We start from the raw sequence: 18705 nt of genomic DNA on the forward strand, positions 1-18705 counted from the left end.
CCCCTAAAACGTATTCCATACCACAAAGCATCACACTAGCCAATGCATATTGGGATAACCCAATAAGTGGTCCAATTTATCATTTTGAAAATTAAGGAAAAGTATGTCTGAAATTAGCCGATCGGCACTATTTATAAAATTGAATAGCCACTTATTTACCGGTATAGAGAATGCCACTGCATTTTGTAAGCTGCGCGGTAATCCATATGTTGAATTGGTACATTGGTTGCATCAATTAATGCAGTCAGCGGAAGGGGATTTACAGCAACTTATTCGCCATTTCGGCCTTGATGGGGATCGATTGGCGCAAGACATCATCACTGCACTTGATCGTCTGCCCCGTGGGGCCAGCGCCATATCCGATCTTTCTGAGCACATTGATAATGCGGTAGAGCGAGCATGGGTACACAGCTCATTGCAATTCGGTTCACAAAAAATCCGTGGTGGCTATTTACTGATTGGTCTTCTGAAAACACATAGCTTGCGCTATCAACTAACCGAGATATCTGCGCTATTCAGCAAGATCAATGTTGACCAATTGGTCGATCAATTCACGGCGATTACTGCCCGCTCGTCGGAAAATGTTCCTGCACCATTGGTAGCAGAAACCACTGAATCCACGACGAGCGGCAGTGTGTTGGCACAATATGGATCGGATCTCACCGCGCGTGCGCGCAAAGGGGCGATTGATCCGGTCGTCGGGCGCGATGAAGAGATACGTCAAGTTATCGATATTCTCATGAGACGTCGACAAAATAACCCATTGCTGACTGGCGAGGCTGGTGTGGGGAAGACCGCAGTAGTGGAAGGTCTGGCCCTGCGTATTATCGCAGGGGATGTGCCACCACAACTGCGTGATGTACAACTCTATCTGCTTGATATCAATATGCTGCAAGCAGGTGCTGGGGTAAAAGGTGAATTTGAAAAACGTTTACAGTCAGTGATTGATGAAGTGCAATCCAGCCAAACACCCACAGTTCTCTTTATTGATGAAATTCACACACTGATGGGAGCCGGTGGTCAGCAAGGTACTGGCGATGCAGCTAATTTACTGAAACCTGCGCTGGCTCGTGGTCAACTACGTACTATCGGTGCGACGACCTGGGCTGAATACAAAAAGTATATCGAAAAAGATCCTGCGCTAACCCGCCGTTTCCAGGTAGTACAAGTTTATGAGCCAAACGAAGATAAGGCGCTGCTAATGCTTCGCAGCTTTGTATCACCTTTGGAACAGCACCACCATGTACTACTACTTGATGAAGCGGTGGATGCTGCAGTACACCTGTCTCATCGCTACATCCCGGCTCGCCAATTACCAGACAAAGCAATAGCCTTACTGGACACGGCATGTGCTCGCGTAGCCATCAGCCAACACGCAGAACCAGCCCTCGTCGAGCATTGCCGTCGTAATATTGAGGCATTGCAGATTGAACTTGATATCGCGCGCCGTGAAATTAAGGTGAGTATTGGCAACCCACAGCGCCCAGCAGAAATTGAAGCACAACTGGTTGTGCTGCAACAACAGTTGGAAAAATTAACTTTACGTTGGCAACAGGAACTACAGCTAACCAAACAGATCATTGTGTTACGGGGTAAATTGCACCAACAGGAAACAGATAAAGCCAACACCAAAATAGAAGAGCCGCTCTCTCCCCCCATCAATGAATTACTCTCACAACTTAGTGAATGTCATAAACAACTGGATGAGCTACAGGGTGAATCGCCGCTGATCTTCACTGCTGTTGATGCCAATGTCGTTGCAGCCGTTGTTGCCGACTGGACAGGTATTCCACTGGGCCGCATGGTCAAAAATGAAATTGAAGCGGTGTTACAACTTTCTGACACATTGAATCAACGAGTCTTCGGTCAGCACCATGCATTGGATTTGATTGCCCGCCGGGTCCACACTTCTCGTGCCCGACTAGATGATCCCAACAAACCCGTTGGCGTATTTCTGCTAGCTGGCCCCTCTGGTGTGGGTAAAACTGAAACAGCTTTTGCTTTAGCGGAAACCCTATACGGGGGCAAACAGAACATTATTACCATTAACATGAGTGAGTTTCAGGAACCACACACTGTTTCCACCCTGAAAGGAGCCCCTCCAGGTTATGTTGGATATGGCGAGGGTGGTGTACTCACTGAAGCCGTACGCCGCCGCCCCTACAGCGTGGTTCTACTGGATGAGATTGAGAAAGCACACCCGGATGTACACGAGATCTTTTTCCAGGTATTTGATAAGGGGTGGATGGAGGACGGCGAAGGGCGCTATATCGATTTCCGCAATACTATCATCATCTTGACGTCCAATGTGGGGAGTGAACTCATCGCCAGGTTGTGTAACAGGCCTGAGCAAATCCCTGAGCCGAAGGCACTGCAGCAAATGTTGCGCCAAGAGCTGCTCTCAGTGTTCCCAGCAGCACTGCTTGGCCGCCTACTGATAACACCTTATTATCCGCTTACCGACGCAATACTGGAAAATATTGTGCGCTTACAATTGGGCAATATTCAGCGCCGATTACTCGAAAATCATGGAATTACCAGCACATTCAGCAACGAGGTAATCGACCAGATTGTTACCCGATGCACCGAAGTAGAATCCGGGGCAAGAATGGTCGACACTATTTTGACTAATACGCTTATGCCGCAGATCAGCCACACTTTGCTGACGGCTAAAGCAAATGTGCTGCGCTATCACCAGTTACACATCTCGCTGGAAAAAAATGAATTCGTCTGCCAGTACGATATTCACGAGGAAACACACTGATAACAAGGTGCTTAGCATTAACTCCTGAGCTAAGTGCCTATTTAAATATACGCACTGCTGAATTTCAGCACCCACTCATCCACTATTTTTCGTATCGCTTGCCTGACGTGAAGCAGAGCAAGCTTTACGCTGCTCAGGCTCTCGGACTTTTATTATTTCACGGGTTTCATCGACGACCGGTAACGGGAACCCCATATCGTCATAGGCCGCGAAACTGGCTAAATGATAATCTGTCAGAGGTATATCCACTGCTGCTCGAAATCCCACTTTTTCCCCTGGGGCCAAAGGACCAAAGGTTTGTAGTTTCGGTAGGGCCAATTGACAGTGAGCCCCGACAGGAATGATAACCAGATAACCACCGGCAACTGCAGTATCACCGGTATTAACCAGTGTTCCGCCCACAAAGAATTGACCGCCCGCCCCCGCCCCCATATGGAATAGTAAGTGTACTTCCCCCTTCCCCCACAGTGGCGAACTCAAAAACACCCCAATAAGGAGTATAAGACCACGCACATATCTATACCCTTTCATAGGCTTTCCCTCAGTAGCCCACATTGCTGCGGTAAAGTCATTATTGATGAATAATAAATATAAAATTATAACGGGGGTATTAAAAAGAGGCGTTTCGCAGCAAGGTAATATTCGAACACAACATAACCTTTACACTTCTCACACCAGGAGGGAAACAACTCATGAGTCGGCATCAAACCGGCGAATATATACGCCGGTCTCTCCAGTTAAAAATGCATTGCCACTCCTACAACAGGCCCATACTGGGTAACATCCCAGTCGAAGTCACCCTTTTTATAATTCTGGTACAACGCCCGATAACCCGCACGTAATTCAGTATTAACACCCAAAATAACGGTACGATAACCCAGCCAGGTTTGCCCTTGAAGGGCCAGTTGCTCGTGCAAACCACCAATATCCCCCTCAATCCCCCAACGCCAACGATCCGACAGATCATATATTAACCTGCTCCCCACGAAGGGTATTTGCCAAAGAGCATGGTCACTAACCTCATGCCCCAGCGCGCCAATATGGGCAGATAAGCGAGTCCAGCGAACACCCACCAAAGGTTCCACAACAAAGAGTCGGGGCTCATTAAAGATAGTATTTCCCCCCAATGGAAGTTGATAGGCCCGATAAAAAGCCCCCAAACTCACCATTGTTGAACTACCACGCCCACTTATCTGATCACCATATGCATCAATATTATGGCTGCCAGATAACCTAAGATATTGTGCATCAATAAACCCGCCCAGTCGTCCGTGAGTCACGCTCACGTTCCCCATAAAACCAGCATTAGTATCACGCAATGCCTTATCAAAAGGAACATTCAACGGCGCTCTGTGCCCTAATGCCGACACATTACCATTCGATGACTGCGCCCAAAGATAGGGTGTAACGGTTATGGTCCAATCATCATTCGCTGATGGAGACGTGGCAGCAAATACAGTTGCATTTAAGCCAAATAAGCATAGTAACATCGACATGCGCAAAAATATCATAGGCATATAACACCTTCCGAATAAGTGATATAACCGATTATTAAGAAGCAAGCTATAACGGGAAATACTCCCTATCGTTAATTAAATAATGAAAAAATTAACTTAAAATGGTGCCTTATCTATTTTTTCAAATGCATCAGAGATATTCCCTGACAAGGAAGTTTTGCGTGGATCAAAAGCGAAAACACTACTATCTGCTGATAAATTAAACTTTTTCAAGTCTACCCAGATAACACTAGGGCTAGTTGTCAGCTCAAAATAATAGCGTTGATCGTTAAAGTTAATGACCGTCCGATATTCTGTGTCATAAATACCAAAATTTTTGTAGGGCGCACCGAAGGGCACGGAAGCATTTCGCGCAACGGCCATTATGCTCGCGACAGCCTCTCGTTCATCTTTAGGTTCTGGCAGTAACTGAAGAAAATAAGTGGCACGTTCAAGTCTATCTGCTGGAGTCATATTACCCGGTAAAGGTGTCGTACTTTGCGGGTGACTAAAATCCAATTTGCTTAACATGGCCAGTTGTTCTGTATAAGGAGGATCATTGGTTACTACACGATTTTTTTTGTCCTGATGAATTACAGCTTTACCATCAATATATTCGATCAGAGCTGAATCCCCCGATGCATCTTCCAGAACTAAATGAACTGTCCCCTTAAATCCATTTACCGTCACCATCACGGGCTGTATTTGTGACAGTTTATCTAATGCTTCAGCCACTGTCGCAGCATTATCTAATGCATACTGCCCCCATATTCCAACCTGTAAGCCGGGTTTACTAATATCTCGTGGGCCATAATCCGTCACATTAAGGTATAACATATGGATTGCCAGACCTTTTTCATTAAATCCATCGGCAGTGCCCATACCATAAATTGTTGTCACCATACTGCCATATTGTGATGTCCATACCGCAGGGTTGTCCTTTACAACAGTCTCTGAACCAAAATTAGCACCATTGCGTGTTATACCTTTGGGAAATACAAATAACATAGGTTCTGTGCTTTGCGGCCAATCCATTGTTCGCGCAACAAATACCCCCAATTTATTATCATTCCATAAGATACGCGTGCAAGCTTCCGCGATCTGCAATGAATAAAAACCGGCAATAACAGCTGAGACAAAAAAGAACAATTTACGTGTACCTGTCAATTTTCTCATCATCAAATACTCCAGAACCTGTAAGCATTGCTGGTCTTCAAAGAAACCAGCCAGTTGACATAAGGCTCTGCACGCAGGCTGCAGTTGATCACTACCTGATAGAAGGAGCCTATCTATCCAGCATTTGAACGGCAGCTCGACTGTGTCAAATATTCGCCACGCAGTTCTGGTGAAAGTCAGCGTTTTCGGTAATAGGATTAAAAGGATAAATACTCATAAAACCCAGCTAGCTTATTGTTAAAATAAATCCGAGCAGCTGGTCACATTCTGCTTGACAGTCAAAATCAACCATTCATAACGTCAAATTTTTCACACTGGGAAATAACGTATTTATGAAGAGAACAACCCCATGCTAATAACCTGAAGGATGACGTCATAACAACAGTAAATATCGATGAAAAATAAGGATAAAAAATCAATGCTAACCATAATTGGATTAGGCGCAGGTATCGGTACTCTTCTGAGCCGCACATTAGGAATTTCTCCTGTAAATAGTCTGGCAGCCTATCTTACTGCGCTATTTCTTCTCCAATTCAGCATCTACGTACTGCCACAAAATCTATGGCTACAGATGATCATTTTCATCATCCTATTATGGGGGATAGCAGCTCGGTTTCATTGTAGCTGGCGCAGTGCTGGCCTAACACTGATATTGGCTTTTTCGGGTGGAAGTGCAGCGGCCCTGATAACGGCCATCATATATTTATATAATGAAAATATCTGGCCATTTGTTAAATAATGTGAATAAGAAAGCTTTTTCATTGAGAAAAAACATATAAATAATCTAAAAACAATATCGATATTGCTCTTAAAAGTTAATTTCACGCAAGAAAAAGTGCAAAAATCAACATCCAAAACCCAATTTATAAAATATAATCACTCTCTTTCAATCTAATATTTAACATCTCTTTCCTGATTTTTCTAATAAGCATCTTCTGTTCTTTTTTTGTGGATGTAAATAATCCCCAATGAAAAAGAGTATTTAGTGGAAAAGTCAGAGATTCATCATTACCTTCCATCAAAATTTGTGTTGCTATAGTTGACTGATAGCTTGGGACACTAAGCCGATTAACTTCTTTCTGATACCAAAACTCATACTCCTCATTCTCCCATGCCATATCCAGTACAGCTCCCCATTTATATATTTTGGCATCAAGCTTTTGTGCCAAAAACGATGCCAAAGGCAATCCACCACTTAATAGCCAGGTGCCATCTAATTTTTTTACCTGTCGACCACAAACTTTTAATGGGGTATCTGTAAAACTGTTCCATGTAAATAGTCCTTGTTGGTAAAAACGGACAAAAGTCCCCTCAAGGAATCCTACACATCCACCATGTTCAGCCGACAAACGACACTTTCCTTCTACATCCATAATATTATCTATCTCTCAGAATAGAGAGATACTCCTTAATTAATAAAAATAAAAAACAAATGGAAAATATTCTTACATAGATTAAGCATTAAATGTGATGTAAAAAAGTCACTGTATTTTAACTTTTCCGATCTTATAAAAACATAAATTAAACTCATTTAACTTAATTAAATAGCCTGGTGTTGGCAATATTAAAAAATAAGTAACATAGTGTTATTATTATAAATTACAAATGGTTGAGAAAGAACAAGTACAAACATAGCAGAGTAAAACCCTCATTAATAATGAAGAAAAGTTATCATTTGATAACCTAACTTAAGTACAAAAACCACACCTACATCACAAGTGAAAATCTGCTATTACTGGCAAGAAGCGTCGACCTATTGATCGACTCATTATCAGTTATTTTGGCTACTAAATTTTTATAAAAAATCACAGGTAAACCTATTGACAGTAATGTACTACCGTTAAGAGACTTTTTCTGTCATTGCAGTTCTACCCATCTTGCTTCGATTTGAAGCACAGTGCTCCCCACTAACCCTGTGGGGATTTTTTTATGACCACCTGATTGAGCCAATTATTTTATCTCTCTATAATGAATTATCACCCTATATAAATCTGTCACTTTTACTGGATGTCACCAATCGATAACTCTTTTTCATTATATTTAATATTGATTATGGTTATATAATTAGAAAGGAGATTGTAAGAAATTCTTTTCTTATCCAATTTTAGTTGAATAGGGGGAACTTGTTACAATTCTATATAGTTAACAATGATTTATAGGCAAACAACATGAAAACAATCATTGTAACAGTAAAAAACTCTACTCAAAATCATATAATTATTGATAACTCACCGAGTTTTGTCGATCAAATTTTGTATATTAATGGCCATCGACTTAGTCAACCAGATAGCGATCCACCAATCCTTATATTAAAAAGTGAATTATTAACAATCACTATGAATTGGTGGGGTAATGGTGTCAAGTCGATGATCGGTTTAACTTTCGATGATATACTCCTTAGCATTGGACAAAACTCAAATGGTAATTTGGGTGTAGCTCACGGTAGTAGACTTAGCGCTTTAAAATATAATGTATTGGATCAAACCCCTTGGTCTATAACCATAGAACTCATTGATTAATAAATATATTTTTTTAATTGAATGACGCAAAAAACACGAAATTATTAAAAATAAAAATCATGCATGAGAATATAATTATATTGAGGCGTGACTACTGGTGGGCTATGAGGAAGAAATCACTGTTTATGGAGGCCTTGACAAATAAAAACCCACACAGACTGGTGGGCCACTTTAATAGAGTCGTAGTAAATTAGTGTTATTAGCAGTTAGTTGATATTTTCACAAATTTTGCCTTATAAACTGAATCATTCTGCGAGGAAAACACGACAAATCCCTTTACTGAGGCATTGGGTTTCAGTGACCCCTCAACCAATTTTGCATCCACAGTATCAAAATTGAACTTTTCCCCATTTGGCGCATAGACGTTAAAGCAAATATTATTTAGGTCTATCGCCTTTTCACCAGCGTTATTGAGTTCAATATCAAATCGTTTGGTATAGATAAATCTCTCACCTATTGTCATAGTTCCCAAGGCACCTTGCTGTGCATTAATTCTTATCGAGTCAAGAGTAGAGGCCGATACGACAAAACTGATTGCAAATAAGGTAATAAAAGCAAACCATTGTTTCATTTTCACATCAATTCCTTTTGCTATTTTACAAAAAAAACACCAACATTTACCCTTCGTTAACATATCATTAGAAAATTAAATACCATATAAACATACATTAAATATATTAGTGTTAATATTTCGTCACAGACAAGATGGATTTACAGCTTTTCAATTATTACAGGGAGTCGACGGATGGAGGGAAGGCAGGGTGAGCCAGCAGGACTATCACCCCTATAGGATCGTCGCAAGGGGTATTCAACTCCGCTTCGCGATTTCAATAGACTATGCTCCCTCTTCTTCTACCCGAGTTTATTGCACATCCCATCCAAACCATGCGGCTATAGCCAGACTGCGCACATAATTCCATCTTTTAATTAAAGTTAAATTCTTTTCTGCCGTTATATGCTTTTTGATCGCACAAGTGGCGTTCAAATCGACGAGGTCATTGCGATGAATATTTGGATCTGTCGAGAATATGCTCACCACCCTTACCATGTTAACAACTTGTTAGAATGGCATATTTCACTCTACTAGCTGTGTACTGTGATGGCTGGGGTTTACAACCAAGTGCCTATGAGCAGTTTTGCCTATTATTTTGCACCATACAATTGTATTTTTTACATGGAGATATGAAAAATGAAGAGGATTTTTTTGGGATCGCTTATTTTCCTTATAACAGGATGTAGTACCATTTTCCCTGAAGCGACCATGTATAACCCACCACAAGATAGCCCTGACGTTGCCAAAATAAGATTGATTGGCCCACCGATGAGTTTCGGCCTTTATCAAAAAGATAGTAATGGGAAGTTTGTTGGAGGCTGGGTGCAAGAGCATAGTCGGTATGTGAATATATCTTTGGGATCAACAAAAGATATTGGCCTGCCGAAAGTTACAGGTAAGGAGTATAAGGATGACTATTTTGAAACCCTGCTTGTACCTGAAAAATTAACTCGTATCCATCACTCACTATATCAAGGATGCAGTGTGAATCTTAGCTTCACACCGGAGAAAAAAGGTATTTACGAGGCACGGATTAGTTATAGTGACAAGTCAGGGTACTGTGTCCTTTACATCAAAGAAATAAAATATGATCAAGTCAACTCATTGTATGTCGAGCAGGAAATAAAAAGATGAAGGGAATGAAAACTAGCCTTATTTTATTATTATCCTGTTTGCTCACTGCTTGCGTTGGCAACATTGATAAAACACATGCAACTCATATCGCTAAATACTCAGAATCAGAAATCAGGCAAAAACTGGTTCCTAATGTTACAAATAAGCGGGATGTGTTAATTATGTTGGGAACGCCTACTAATGTTAAAGACTATAATGAGTCAAATCATTGGGAGTATCGTTCTGATATCACTGACCGGAGAATATACTTAATCATCCCCATAAATAACGATAGAAAACAGCTCCTGACATTAAACTTCTCAGATAAAGGGGTGCTGTCAGATTATTACTACTCTGATAAAAAATAGAAAAACAGAATCATACCTGATTAAAGGCTCCGAGCGACAAAGCCCGGAGCTTGCCATCTATTAGCTAAAGAATTCAACTAGTCCGCCATTGAGATTATACATAGCGCCAACTATTTTAATTTTTCCATCTTTCTCTAATCCATTGAGGATGCTGCTTCGGTTCCGTATTTCATTGATCGTATGCTGCACATTGCTTTTAGCAACAGCATCAACAAATTGATCATTTTTACCGGTTCTTTCTCCACTAAATTGCGTGGCCTCAATGGCCGGCTTAATTTGATTTAGTAGTCCGGTCAGATTACCGAGTTCTACGCCATCGATAGCCCCACGTACTGCGCCACAAGCAGTATGTCCTAACACCAGAACCACTTTTGCCCCTGCTGCTGCGCAGGCAAACTCCATACTGCCCAGTAGATCGTTATTTGCGATATTACCGGCAATACGGGCATTAAATGTTTCACCAATCCCGGTATCAAAAAGAATTTCTGCCGGTGCTCGTGAGTCAATGCAACTTAAAATAACCGCAGCAGGGTATTGCCCCTCAGCACTGGCACGTTTCTGAGCCAAATAATCATGCTGTTGCATCTTGCCTGTTCTAAAGCGGATATTACCCTCTTTCATTCCAGCAATAATTTGGTCCGGCGTTAACTTATCTCGCTCTTCACGTGTTAATGCTGCTGCGTAAGATATCCCTGGCGTGGCTAAACTTAATCCGCTGGCGATACCAAGAACAGACATTCCTACCGCAGTTTTTAATAACGAGCGGCGTTGTTTGGAATGTTTGACATCTGAATGATTGGCTGGGGACTGTGACATATTTATTTCCTTAAATATGATGGTTGCAAAGTGGTGCGGATAGTTTCGCCCAAGCGGCCCGGTATAGCGGTAATTTTATCGGGTAAGCCATGCTTCCTAGTGAAAGCTTTACCTATGAATATAGCGGTCAAAATCACATTTGTATTATTTTATGGTCACACTCTGAGTTAGGATTATTCTTGTTATTTATCCTGCCGAGCCTATAAAAAGGCAAGGTTAATCTTGCCATAAAAAACAACAATCACGTTAATCACATGAAAAATATAATTAAAAATTAATTACGCGCAGGAAATCCTAATTAGGATTTTAATGAGTAGATATCAATTTACTTTTTAGCTTAAATTCTGATTTTCATTACTACTTCGATATATTTATAACTTTTATTAATTAAAATACCCACGTTTCCACTAAAACCACCTCGTTATAAAGTACAGAAGAGACTTTTACCATGCTTGGTGCCCCCCTATTCTGAGCTGTTAGTCATTTTACCCATCACAAAAGCCAGATTGGCTGCGGCGACCAAAGAAGCGGCATGTGCATCAGTACTCATTTGTTGTGCATTCAGCAAACCATTTGCCGCTTCGTTGGCGACAGTGATGGTGCCGACTCCATTGCGATAAGATTCCAGTGCGGCGTCATAGGTAATAAATGATGTTTTCACGAGATTTAATGCCGCCTGATTGGATTCAAGCGCTGAGCGCAGTGTATCTGCCGCCACCACAATTTCACGCACCGCCAGCTCTTGTGTTTTCTTAAAACCTTCGGTAGCAACCGCCGCACGCGACTCCGCCTCTTTAACTCGAGCTGCGCGGATCCCACCATCGTAAAGCGGCACACTGACGCCAATCAGAATGCTGGAGGATGAGGTCTGCGGGCTGATGCCCGGCAAGCCCTGAATATCGAAGTGCCCATCGCCACCCGCGACAGCCCCAGCAAGATAGACTTTTGGCAGGAAATCCGCTTCCGTCGCTTTGATACCCGCCTTGGCCGCTTCTGCCGCCGCATAGCTAGCCAAGACATCTGGCCGCTGGGAAAGTGCCAACCGAATCATCTTTTCTGTCGGTGGACTGGCAACCTCTGGCAAGGCACGATCCTCGGCATAACCGACTTTAATGACCAACGAAGGCGAAACCCCCATAGCTCCCAGTAATGCTTGATAGGCATCGCGTTCGGTGCCTTTTGTCATCACCCGGCGCAGCTCAGATTGCGCAACCTGCTGTTGTGCCAGCGCAACTTCTACCGTCGTAGCAATCCCATTTTTCCTACGTTGTTCGGCAGCATCCTGGATCTTTAGGCTATTTTTTAGCGTCTGTTCTGCTATCTCGCGCTGAGTTTGTGCTGCGCCATATTGGAAGTAAGTGCGAGTCACGTCGTAAATGAGCCTCTGGTGCATACCATTAAAAGTCACATTGGCGGCATAGGAGGTCTGTTTCGCCGCATCAAGCAGTGCGCTGCGTTGCCCAAAATCAAAGATAAGCCACTGTAATGCCAAAGCAGGAACGACAGCGCTACCACTCGTCTTCAGATCCTTTTCATTGCCGATCGCGTAAGGCAACGGCGTGGTGGTACTCTGATAGCCACCAATCACACTCGCCGAAATGATCGGTAAAAATATCGCCTCCCCCATCCCTACCGCCAGCGCGGCCTGCCGCGCCTGTTGCCAGGCAATGCGAGTGTCTGGATTCTGATTCTGAGCAATATCAATCAGTTCCGGCAACGAATAGCTGTGATCGCGGTTGATACTGGGTGGCGGCGCAAATTCCGCCACCAGCGGATTCGGCGGTACAGAAAAGTTCCCAGCCGCCACTGATGCCCCAGCATTCGCATCAGGTGCCCAGGGTTCGGAATAAGATGCAGGAGCCAGATCCAGGCGATCGGTAGCACAACCGGCGATCAACATGCTCAAACTCAACACCGAATAAGTTAGGCTTGTTTTGGCTATCCGGGCCGTCAGTACAGTGTGCGTCATCATGTCATCAAGTTCCCAGAAGCTGCTCGAGCCGCTTTATACGTTGTTGAATAGTCAAATCAATTGGCGATAATTCTGGCCGTAATGGTGCGCGACTCTGCTGTTGTTCAGCAGATATTGCCATGGTTTCGCTACCTGCCGAGAGCTGGCGCAATCGCTCTACATCAGACGCCGATTTTTCAGTGGGTAGAAACAGCACCGGGCACAATTGACTCATTTCTGACAGTATCGCCTGTAAGCGCGCGCACTCCTCTTGCGAGGCGCGTAGTTGTGCAGGCTCAAAGGGGATCAGCGCCAGCTCCTCTTGCGCATCGGTAATCTCTGTCTCAATGGTGGTGGCTTCTCTTAGCGCCGCAGGCCGTGCATCCGGTGATAGTGCAGCCAAGTTTGTCAGCCCCTTCAACGCATGACGAATATGTATTTGTACCGCGTCTGCAATTGCCACTGGCCACAACCGCGTAAAAATCAGATACACCACCAGATTACCCAGCAAGATACCGAGCACCCTGTCGAGAGCCACTCCCATATCCGTGCTCGGCCCGAAGCCTTGCAGCACGGTAAGCAGGAAAGCCAGCCCTATCTGCACACCGGCATAGGCAATACGCTCGTGGCCACAGGAGACCCAAGCGGCCAATAGCGTGCAGCCAAATACCAGTGCCATCAATTGCCCAATATCATTCAGATGGGGAATAATAAAAATGATCGCCAGTACCCCTATCAGCGCCCCGATCAGGCAGCCAATAATCCGCAAGACCAGTTTATGCACGGTCTCACCGGTCGTCCCCAGCGCCGCAACATAGCAGGTGATCATGGCGGTATGAATATCCTGCCAATCCAATGCGCTATAGATCAGATAGCAGATCAGCGCCGCTGCTGTGGTTTTCAGTGCAAAACGCTGATGGGCGGGGTTAGTCAGCGCGTCTGCGGCAAAAAATGAGGATTTAGGGGCATCCAAATCTGGCCCATTATCACCATTCGCCAGTGCTATTAGCGCATTTTTGATTTCATCGATTTCAGCGCCCGCACTCTTAATCGCAAAGTGTGGGGGAACAATAATCTGCCCCTCAGTAATCGCCTGAGCAGCACCGCGACAGTAGGCCGCAAGTACAAAGCGCGTACTCTCAGGTGAGGTAGGGGGTAAAGCCGACGTCGCCAGCAGCAATCGGTAACTGCTTGCCACAGCACTCTCAAGCCAGATGGCCTCAGCAGAGGGCCGCAGATGAAAAATACGGACAAAAAGCGCCCGCTGTTGATGCTCCTTTTGCCCTTCCTCTAGCAGTTGCTTAACTCCCGCCATATTGGCGGCGTCCGGCTGCTGCAATGCCTCGGCGACCCTAAAGAGCCGTTCGGATAAACTGGCGCGCAATAAGGTCTGTGGTGCCCGGCCAAGAAAAAGGTTAAAGCCAATAATCAGCAACATCGGGGAAACCGCCATTAACCAGGCATACAACAGCCCCCGCGTTGCCACTTCGCCCATCGGAATATTGCTGAGCAACGTCATTACAAATGCGATCACCAACGCAATGATACTGCCCACCGGGCCGAGTTTACTGGCTGAACCGAGATAGAGAAACAAAAACGAGCTGACGATCAAGGCCGCCATGCGCAGCGGCGCGGCTTCCAAAGTGAAATGGATAAGCAGAAATACCAGCCCGACAACCAGCGACACCAATAGGGTGATGGCGATGGCCATTACCATGCTCTCTACGCCATCCGGCTTCATAACGAAAATGATGAGATAGCAACTGATGGCGGATTCTGGAATGCCATACACCATGGCAACCATCGCCATCAATGCACAGAGCGCCGCCACCCGCCAGGTCATCGCGACTCGTCCAGGGAAATAGGCCAAATCCGCCTTTGCCTGACGGATTATGCCGCCAAGTGTGCCGTCAGCAACCGTCGTCATTGCGCACGATAACCACAGCAGTAGCCCCAATCCGCATCAGGTCCTCCGGTGGTTTTTCCAGACTGATCCTCACCGGGAAGCGCTGGACAACACGCACCCAATTGAGTGACTTCGGCACATAAGGCAGGCCACGCGGGATATTCAGCATATCCTCTGAGCTAACCCCCCAACCAATTCCCTCCACTCGCCCCTCAATGGCGCGCTGGCGGTCCGCCATGACATACACCGTGGCGCAATCCCCCACTTTGATATGCTTCAATTCCGTTTCGCGGAAAAATGCTGAGGCATGCCAGTGTTCGGTATTGATCAGCATAAAAATGGCCTGATCCGGCACCACAAACTCACCAGCGGAGACCGTCAACCCCACGACCCGACCATCATGGGGCGCGCGGATCTGGGTATTCGCCAGTTCTCGTTCGGCAATAGCCAATGCCGCACGGCGCGCGACCACCAGCGCTTCAGAGGCGGCGGTGGTGCTGACCAAGGCTTGTGCCGCAAATGACTGTTTCAACGCCTGTTTTAGGCTGACCTCGGCATCGTGTTTTGCCGTCGCGGCATCATCGACTTGCTGAGCGGTAACATAGCCCTTGGGTAGCAGAGGTTGCAGCCGTGCCAATGTCTGCGTCGCTAATTTGAGGTTGGCTTGCGCCCGAACAATCTGCTCATCGGTAATCGCTGCATTGGATTGTTCAGCGACGACAGTCCGTTGCTGTGCATCGCGGGCCGCCTCTGCCATTTTCAACTCAGCCTGCGCCTGCTCAACTTGCAGACGATAGAGATCTGGCTCAATGGAAAACAGCAGGTCACCACGCCTAACCTTGCTGTTTTCCACCACATTAATCGCGCTAATACGGCCAGGAACCGAGCTGGCAACATGCACCACGCTGGCCCCCAGTTCAGCATCCTCCGACAGCGGATTCAGTGTGGTCTGCCGCACTGAAAGCCACCCTGATATCACGGCCGCGACAATGATAACGCCCGCAACAATCAGCGCCAGTTGCCGCTTGCCCCCACTCCCTGGTAGTTTATTCATCATTATCATTCATCGCGTAAACAGTAATAGGGAACAGATAAATGCCACTGCCAGCGCCAGGCAGACATACACCAATAGCCGCCATGGCAGCACCTCATCAATACCAACACGAATAAACAGAACGCGAGCAATCACCGCCGTGATTATTCCAATAAAAGCGCAAGCCATCCAGGAGGGGAAATAGGAGCCGACTAATGAAAATGAGGGGGCCTCAACACCCGAGCAACCACTCAGCGCGATAGTTGAGGACAGAACCCATGATCCACACCATGGCTTCTGTTTTATGGTGCTTAAAAACTTGCCGAAAAACCACTGCGGCTTCCTGAGGGAAGTCATATTATTCATTGAATAACCTTAATTAACACGCGGCACTCCACCAGAAAACCGGGTTGATTAGCCTAAGCCGCCGCTACTGTTCGTTTCCCAAGGTATTTTTGAAAATTTGCCCATCTTTCATGATTAACCGAAATGCTTTCTCTGGCTGGGCAATGAGTTGGATATCATCGAGTGGATTACCCGCGACCAGGATCAAGTCAGCAAACGCACCATTTTCCACCACCCCCAACTGACCGGGATAGGGATTTCTTGGGCCAGAGAGGGCGCAAAGTTCAGCATTAACACTGGTCGCCATTTTGAGAATTTCAAGCGGTGAATACCAGCGAGTCAGTTTGGCCAATTGTGCGCCCTGCCGGGTTGCCAGTCGCGCATCAAATAGCGTATCGGTGCCCCATGCCGTCTTGATGTTATATTTTTTCGCCAACCGATATGCCGTATCCGTACCAGCAACCATTTCGAGTTGCTTGGCACGCGACGCCGGGCTTGCCATTGGCACCGCATCCTCATCGTCGAGGAAGGGTTGCAGGCTCCACCAGATGCCTTTCTCTGCCATTAACTGGACGGTTTGCTCATCCACCAACTGGCCATGCTCAATGCACTTAACCCCGCCTTTGATAGCCATAGTCACCGCTCGGGCTGTGTAGGCGTGGACAGTCACATAAGTACCCCAGTTTTCAGCGGCCGTGACCGCCGCCTGAATTTCTGGCACGGACCCCTCGGTCACACTGATGGAGTCATACATGGAAGCCACACCACCGCCCGCCATATATTTGAGTTGCGATGCACCGCGCATCAGCTGCTCTCTGGCACGCAATAACACCTGATCAGCGCCATCAGCAATGGCGGTCATACCCACGCGCTCGGCATAACTCAGCGGATCTGATGGCGTATGGGGCAACTCGCCAATCAAGCGAAAATCGCCGTGCCCGCCGGTTTGAGTGATGAATGCGCCCGAAGGGAAAATGCGTGGGCCAGTCGCCACCTGTTCGTCGATTGCTCGTTTCAATCCAAAAACCGGCCCCCCCATGTCACGCACGGTGGTGAAGCCCCGCATCAATGTGGCATCAGCTTCAGCAATAGCCAGTGCCTGTATATAGTTAAAGTCGGCCGTCATGGCGGTCATCATCGACGGACGAGCCATAATTGCGTGCCAGTGCGCATCAATCAGCCCCGGCATCAATACACCACCACCGCCATCAATCAGCTCCACATCCGGCGGCAGCGGTGAATCCGCAGGCTCTACCGACTTGATCTTGTTACCCTCCACTAATACTCGTAACCCGTCTCGCAGTTGGTCTGAAACACCATCAAAAACACGAACATTAATAAAAGCCTTGACGTGCACAGCATTGGCTGCGATATCTCTTTTTTGTCGTGGTGTTTCCGGCATCGCCGCTGCGACAGCCGCCGCAGTAATGGGGGCTGATTGAGCGGCTTTCTGGGAAAATATTGTATTGATGCGCGCGAACGCGGGGCTATTGCAAAGGCAACCTTCGCCATGAGTGTGGGGGAGCTGAATTAATGGCCTGTGAGACATAAATCTCTCCTGTATGAACAGTTCGCCGAATCAATAATCAGAGAGGCGCGATCTCAATCATAGAGCAAAGCACTATTATAGTTGCTAAAACCAAATATAAATAAATTAAATTTAGGCGACAGCTGTAGATTATTGATGACAAAAAAATCAGTAATTATCTATAGTTGCGAACCAGCGCACTATAATTAAATAGAATTTGTGACAGTACCATTAAATCCGTGAAAGCTATTATACCGTATCAACATAATTAGGTTTTTTATAAAAGAAATAGTGATAACAAGTGTCAGTCACTTTATTTAGCAGAAGCTCTAGCGGCAAATTTTAGAATGGGCATCTCGCAACGTAAATACTAACTTGAACAGGAGTGCCGATTAACGGCTAAAACCCATATTGTCATCAATGGCAGCATGAGGTCCAGCAGGTAACTCATTGCGGGAGATAATAATTATCTTCTCTCGCACCTGATATTATTTAGAAGACATACTTCACGTTTAACCCGCCCGCCACAACTTCGCGCTTCCCGGTGAAACCAGTCAGTTTGATATTCGGTTGCAGTGGCGAGAGAGGGCTTAGAAGCAAAAATTCCAGCCAGTGATCGGGGTTGGTTATAAAACTATTTTATTGATTTTTAATATATCTTTTCTTAAATCGTCATTAATATCTGAAGAGTCTAGCTGATTTATAAGCTGCTTTATTTGGGCAAAACTATTTTTCTGACCTTTTAGATCCTCTCCTTTTATCGTCGATAAAGCAGCTATGAGTTCACCATCATAATATTCTCCAGCCAACGGATCATCAGTAAGAACATCCAACCCCCTCGGCATCAACTGATCAACACATCCACCTTCACGGTTTGGGGTACGGGAGAACGGCGAGGTAATCATCGGTGGCGACTGGCTTGCTCGTAATCTGCTTAATAGACTCGCGGCCTTGATCTCCACTCAGAGAGTTATTCTCCATGCCATGCCATCCCAGCCTGCACCTGAAGGGCAGCTGGTTAAAAGAGGCGGGATTTGGGACCAATACACCGGTAACTGTGGCCGTGGAGCACAGGCAACTGGTGATCCGGCCACTCGTCGCTGAGTGACAGGCAAAAAAATCCCGGCCACTTCAGAA

General features: G+C 45.6%; 18 protein-coding genes. 6 read left to right on the plus strand and 12 right to left on the minus strand.

Annotated features, from left to right (window positions below):
- Nucleotides 1-103: 103 nt before the first annotated feature.
- A complete protein-coding gene (tssH, locus tag AACW11_RS05505; protein WP_212583966.1) occupies nt 104-2764 on the plus strand; it encodes a type VI secretion system ATPase TssH in 2661 nt (886 codons plus the stop codon).
- Nucleotides 2765-2839: 75 nt separating this feature from the next.
- Here the strand turns inward: tssH and AACW11_RS05510 are convergent, their stop codons facing one another.
- From AACW11_RS05510 to AACW11_RS05520, 3 genes are all read right to left on the minus strand, one after another.
- Nucleotides 2840-3295: a membrane-associated Zn-dependent protease 1 gene (locus tag AACW11_RS05510; protein WP_212583967.1), complete on the minus strand. Its 456-nt coding sequence runs from the start codon at nt 3293-3295 to the stop codon at nt 2840-2842.
- A gap of 206 nt (nt 3296-3501) precedes the next feature.
- Complete coding sequence (locus AACW11_RS05515; protein ID WP_212583968.1) at nt 3502-4281, minus strand: hypothetical protein; 780 nt, start codon at nt 4279-4281, stop codon at nt 3502-3504.
- A 96-nt stretch (nt 4282-4377) separates the two neighbouring features.
- Nucleotides 4378-5439, minus strand: a complete 1062-nt coding sequence (locus AACW11_RS05520) for a linear amide C-N hydrolase (RefSeq protein WP_212583969.1) — start codon at nt 5437-5439, stop codon at nt 4378-4380.
- 391 nt (nt 5440-5830) lie between these two features.
- Between AACW11_RS05520 and AACW11_RS05525 the strand changes: the two genes are divergently transcribed.
- Nucleotides 5831-6175, plus strand: coding sequence for a hypothetical protein (locus AACW11_RS05525; RefSeq protein WP_212583970.1), 345 nt, complete (start codon nt 5831-5833; stop codon nt 6173-6175).
- 124 nt (nt 6176-6299) lie between these two features.
- On the opposite strand, the gene AACW11_RS05530 is transcribed toward AACW11_RS05525, so the two are convergent.
- Nucleotides 6300-6809, minus strand: a complete 510-nt coding sequence (locus AACW11_RS05530; RefSeq protein WP_212583971.1) for a hypothetical protein — start codon at nt 6807-6809, stop codon at nt 6300-6302.
- A 795-nt stretch (nt 6810-7604) separates the two neighbouring features.
- Between AACW11_RS05530 and AACW11_RS05535 the strand changes: the two genes are divergently transcribed.
- Nucleotides 7605-7955, plus strand: a complete 351-nt coding sequence (locus tag AACW11_RS05535; protein WP_212583973.1) for a hypothetical protein — start codon at nt 7605-7607, stop codon at nt 7953-7955.
- Nucleotides 7956-8154: 199 nt separating this feature from the next.
- Here the strand turns inward: AACW11_RS05535 and AACW11_RS05540 are convergent, their stop codons facing one another.
- Nucleotides 8155-8526 (minus strand): DUF4354 family protein, encoded by a 372-nt coding sequence (locus AACW11_RS05540; RefSeq protein ID WP_249192693.1) that lies wholly within the window; start codon nt 8524-8526, stop codon nt 8155-8157.
- Between the two features lie 618 nt (nt 8527-9144).
- On the opposite strand from AACW11_RS05540, the gene AACW11_RS05545 reads away from it, so the two are divergent.
- Both AACW11_RS05545 and bamE read left to right on the plus strand, forming a co-directional pair.
- On the plus strand, nt 9145-9642 hold the full coding sequence (locus tag AACW11_RS05545; RefSeq protein WP_249192680.1) for a hypothetical protein: 498 nt from the start codon (nt 9145-9147) through the stop codon (nt 9640-9642).
- Nucleotides 9639-9989, plus strand: a complete 351-nt coding sequence (gene bamE / locus AACW11_RS05550) for an outer membrane protein assembly factor BamE domain-containing protein (RefSeq protein WP_212583976.1) — start codon at nt 9639-9641, stop codon at nt 9987-9989. Before AACW11_RS05545 ends, bamE begins: the two co-directional genes overlap by 4 nt.
- A 60-nt stretch (nt 9990-10049) precedes the next feature.
- Here bamE and AACW11_RS05555 read toward each other — a convergent pair whose 3' ends face one another.
- The 7 genes from AACW11_RS05555 to AACW11_RS05585 all read right to left on the minus strand — a co-directional run bounded on the left by AACW11_RS05555 (nt 10050) and on the right by AACW11_RS05585 (nt 18530).
- Entirely contained in the window at nt 10050-10805 is a 756-nt protein-coding gene (locus tag AACW11_RS05555) for a carbonic anhydrase (RefSeq protein WP_212583977.1), read from the minus strand.
- Between the two features lie 463 nt (nt 10806-11268).
- The gene (locus AACW11_RS05560; protein WP_212583979.1) at nt 11269-12777 is read right to left on the minus strand and encodes a TolC family protein; all 1509 of its coding nucleotides are present in this window, start codon (nt 12775-12777) and stop codon (nt 11269-11271) included.
- A gap of 4 nt (nt 12778-12781) precedes the next feature.
- Nucleotides 12782-14683, minus strand: a complete 1902-nt coding sequence (locus tag AACW11_RS05565; protein WP_212583980.1) for an FUSC family protein — start codon at nt 14681-14683, stop codon at nt 12782-12784.
- The gene (gene mdtN / locus AACW11_RS05570) at nt 14667-15716 is read right to left on the minus strand and encodes a multidrug transporter subunit MdtN (protein ID WP_212584183.1); all 1050 of its coding nucleotides are present in this window, start codon (nt 15714-15716) and stop codon (nt 14667-14669) included. The genes AACW11_RS05565 and mdtN overlap by 17 nt, the downstream gene beginning before the upstream one ends.
- 9 nt (nt 15717-15725) lie before the next feature.
- Nucleotides 15726-16061, minus strand: a complete 336-nt coding sequence (locus AACW11_RS05575) for a YtcA family lipoprotein (protein WP_212583981.1) — start codon at nt 16059-16061, stop codon at nt 15726-15728.
- A gap of 64 nt (nt 16062-16125) precedes the next feature.
- Nucleotides 16126-17589, minus strand: coding sequence for a metal-dependent hydrolase family protein (locus AACW11_RS05580; protein ID WP_212583982.1), 1464 nt, complete (start codon nt 17587-17589; stop codon nt 16126-16128).
- A 605-nt stretch (nt 17590-18194) separates the two neighbouring features.
- Nucleotides 18195-18530 carry a contact-dependent growth inhibition system immunity protein gene (locus tag AACW11_RS05585; RefSeq protein WP_339379042.1) on the minus strand — a complete coding sequence of 112 codons (336 nt, stop codon included), beginning with the start codon at nt 18528-18530 and terminating at the stop codon, nt 18195-18197.
- 17 nt (nt 18531-18547) lie between these two features.
- Between AACW11_RS05585 and AACW11_RS05590 the strand changes: the two genes are divergently transcribed.
- Nucleotides 18548-18676, plus strand: a complete 129-nt coding sequence (locus tag AACW11_RS05590) for a SymE family type I addiction module toxin (protein WP_212583983.1) — start codon at nt 18548-18550, stop codon at nt 18674-18676.
- The last annotated feature ends 29 nt before the right edge of the window (nt 18677-18705 follow it).

The organism is Yersinia sp. Marseille-Q3913 (assembly GCF_963892745.1).
GTDB lineage: Bacteria > Pseudomonadota > Gammaproteobacteria > Enterobacterales > Enterobacteriaceae > Yersinia > Yersinia bercovieri.

Bases quoted from the DNA above. Each gene is read 5' to 3' on its own strand.
- tssH (WP_212583966.1), top strand. From the start codon at position 104: ATGTCTGAAATTAGCCGATCGGCACTATTTATAAAATTGAATAGCCAC.
- AACW11_RS05510 (WP_212583967.1), bottom strand. From the start codon at position 3,295: ATGAAAGGGTATAGATATGTGCGTGGTCTTATACTCCTTATTGGGGTG.
- AACW11_RS05515 (WP_212583968.1), bottom strand. From the start codon at position 4,281: ATGCCTATGATATTTTTGCGCATGTCGATGTTACTATGCTTATTTGGC.
- AACW11_RS05520 (WP_212583969.1), bottom strand. From the start codon at position 5,439: ATGATGAGAAAATTGACAGGTACACGTAAATTGTTCTTTTTTGTCTCA.
- AACW11_RS05525 (WP_212583970.1), top strand. From the start codon at position 5,831: ATGAAAAATAAGGATAAAAAATCAATGCTAACCATAATTGGATTAGGC.
- AACW11_RS05530 (WP_212583971.1), bottom strand. From the start codon at position 6,809: ATGGATGTAGAAGGAAAGTGTCGTTTGTCGGCTGAACATGGTGGATGT.
- AACW11_RS05535 (WP_212583973.1), top strand. From the start codon at position 7,605: ATGAAAACAATCATTGTAACAGTAAAAAACTCTACTCAAAATCATATA.
- AACW11_RS05540 (WP_249192693.1), bottom strand. From the start codon at position 8,526: ATGAAACAATGGTTTGCTTTTATTACCTTATTTGCAATCAGTTTTGTC.
- AACW11_RS05545 (WP_249192680.1), top strand. From the start codon at position 9,145: ATGAAGAGGATTTTTTTGGGATCGCTTATTTTCCTTATAACAGGATGT.
- bamE (WP_212583976.1), top strand. From the start codon at position 9,639: ATGAAGGGAATGAAAACTAGCCTTATTTTATTATTATCCTGTTTGCTC.
- AACW11_RS05555 (WP_212583977.1), bottom strand. From the start codon at position 10,805: ATGTCACAGTCCCCAGCCAATCATTCAGATGTCAAACATTCCAAACAA.
- AACW11_RS05560 (WP_212583979.1), bottom strand. From the start codon at position 12,777: ATGATGACGCACACTGTACTGACGGCCCGGATAGCCAAAACAAGCCTA.
- AACW11_RS05565 (WP_212583980.1), bottom strand. From the start codon at position 14,683: ATGACGACGGTTGCTGACGGCACACTTGGCGGCATAATCCGTCAGGCA.
- mdtN (WP_212584183.1), bottom strand. From the start codon at position 15,716: ATGAATAAACTACCAGGGAGTGGGGGCAAGCGGCAACTGGCGCTGATT.
- AACW11_RS05575 (WP_212583981.1), bottom strand. From the start codon at position 16,061: ATGAATAATATGACTTCCCTCAGGAAGCCGCAGTGGTTTTTCGGCAAG.
- AACW11_RS05580 (WP_212583982.1), bottom strand. From the start codon at position 17,589: ATGTCTCACAGGCCATTAATTCAGCTCCCCCACACTCATGGCGAAGGT.
- AACW11_RS05590 (WP_212583983.1), top strand. From the start codon at position 18,548: ATGCCATGCCATCCCAGCCTGCACCTGAAGGGCAGCTGGTTAAAAGAG.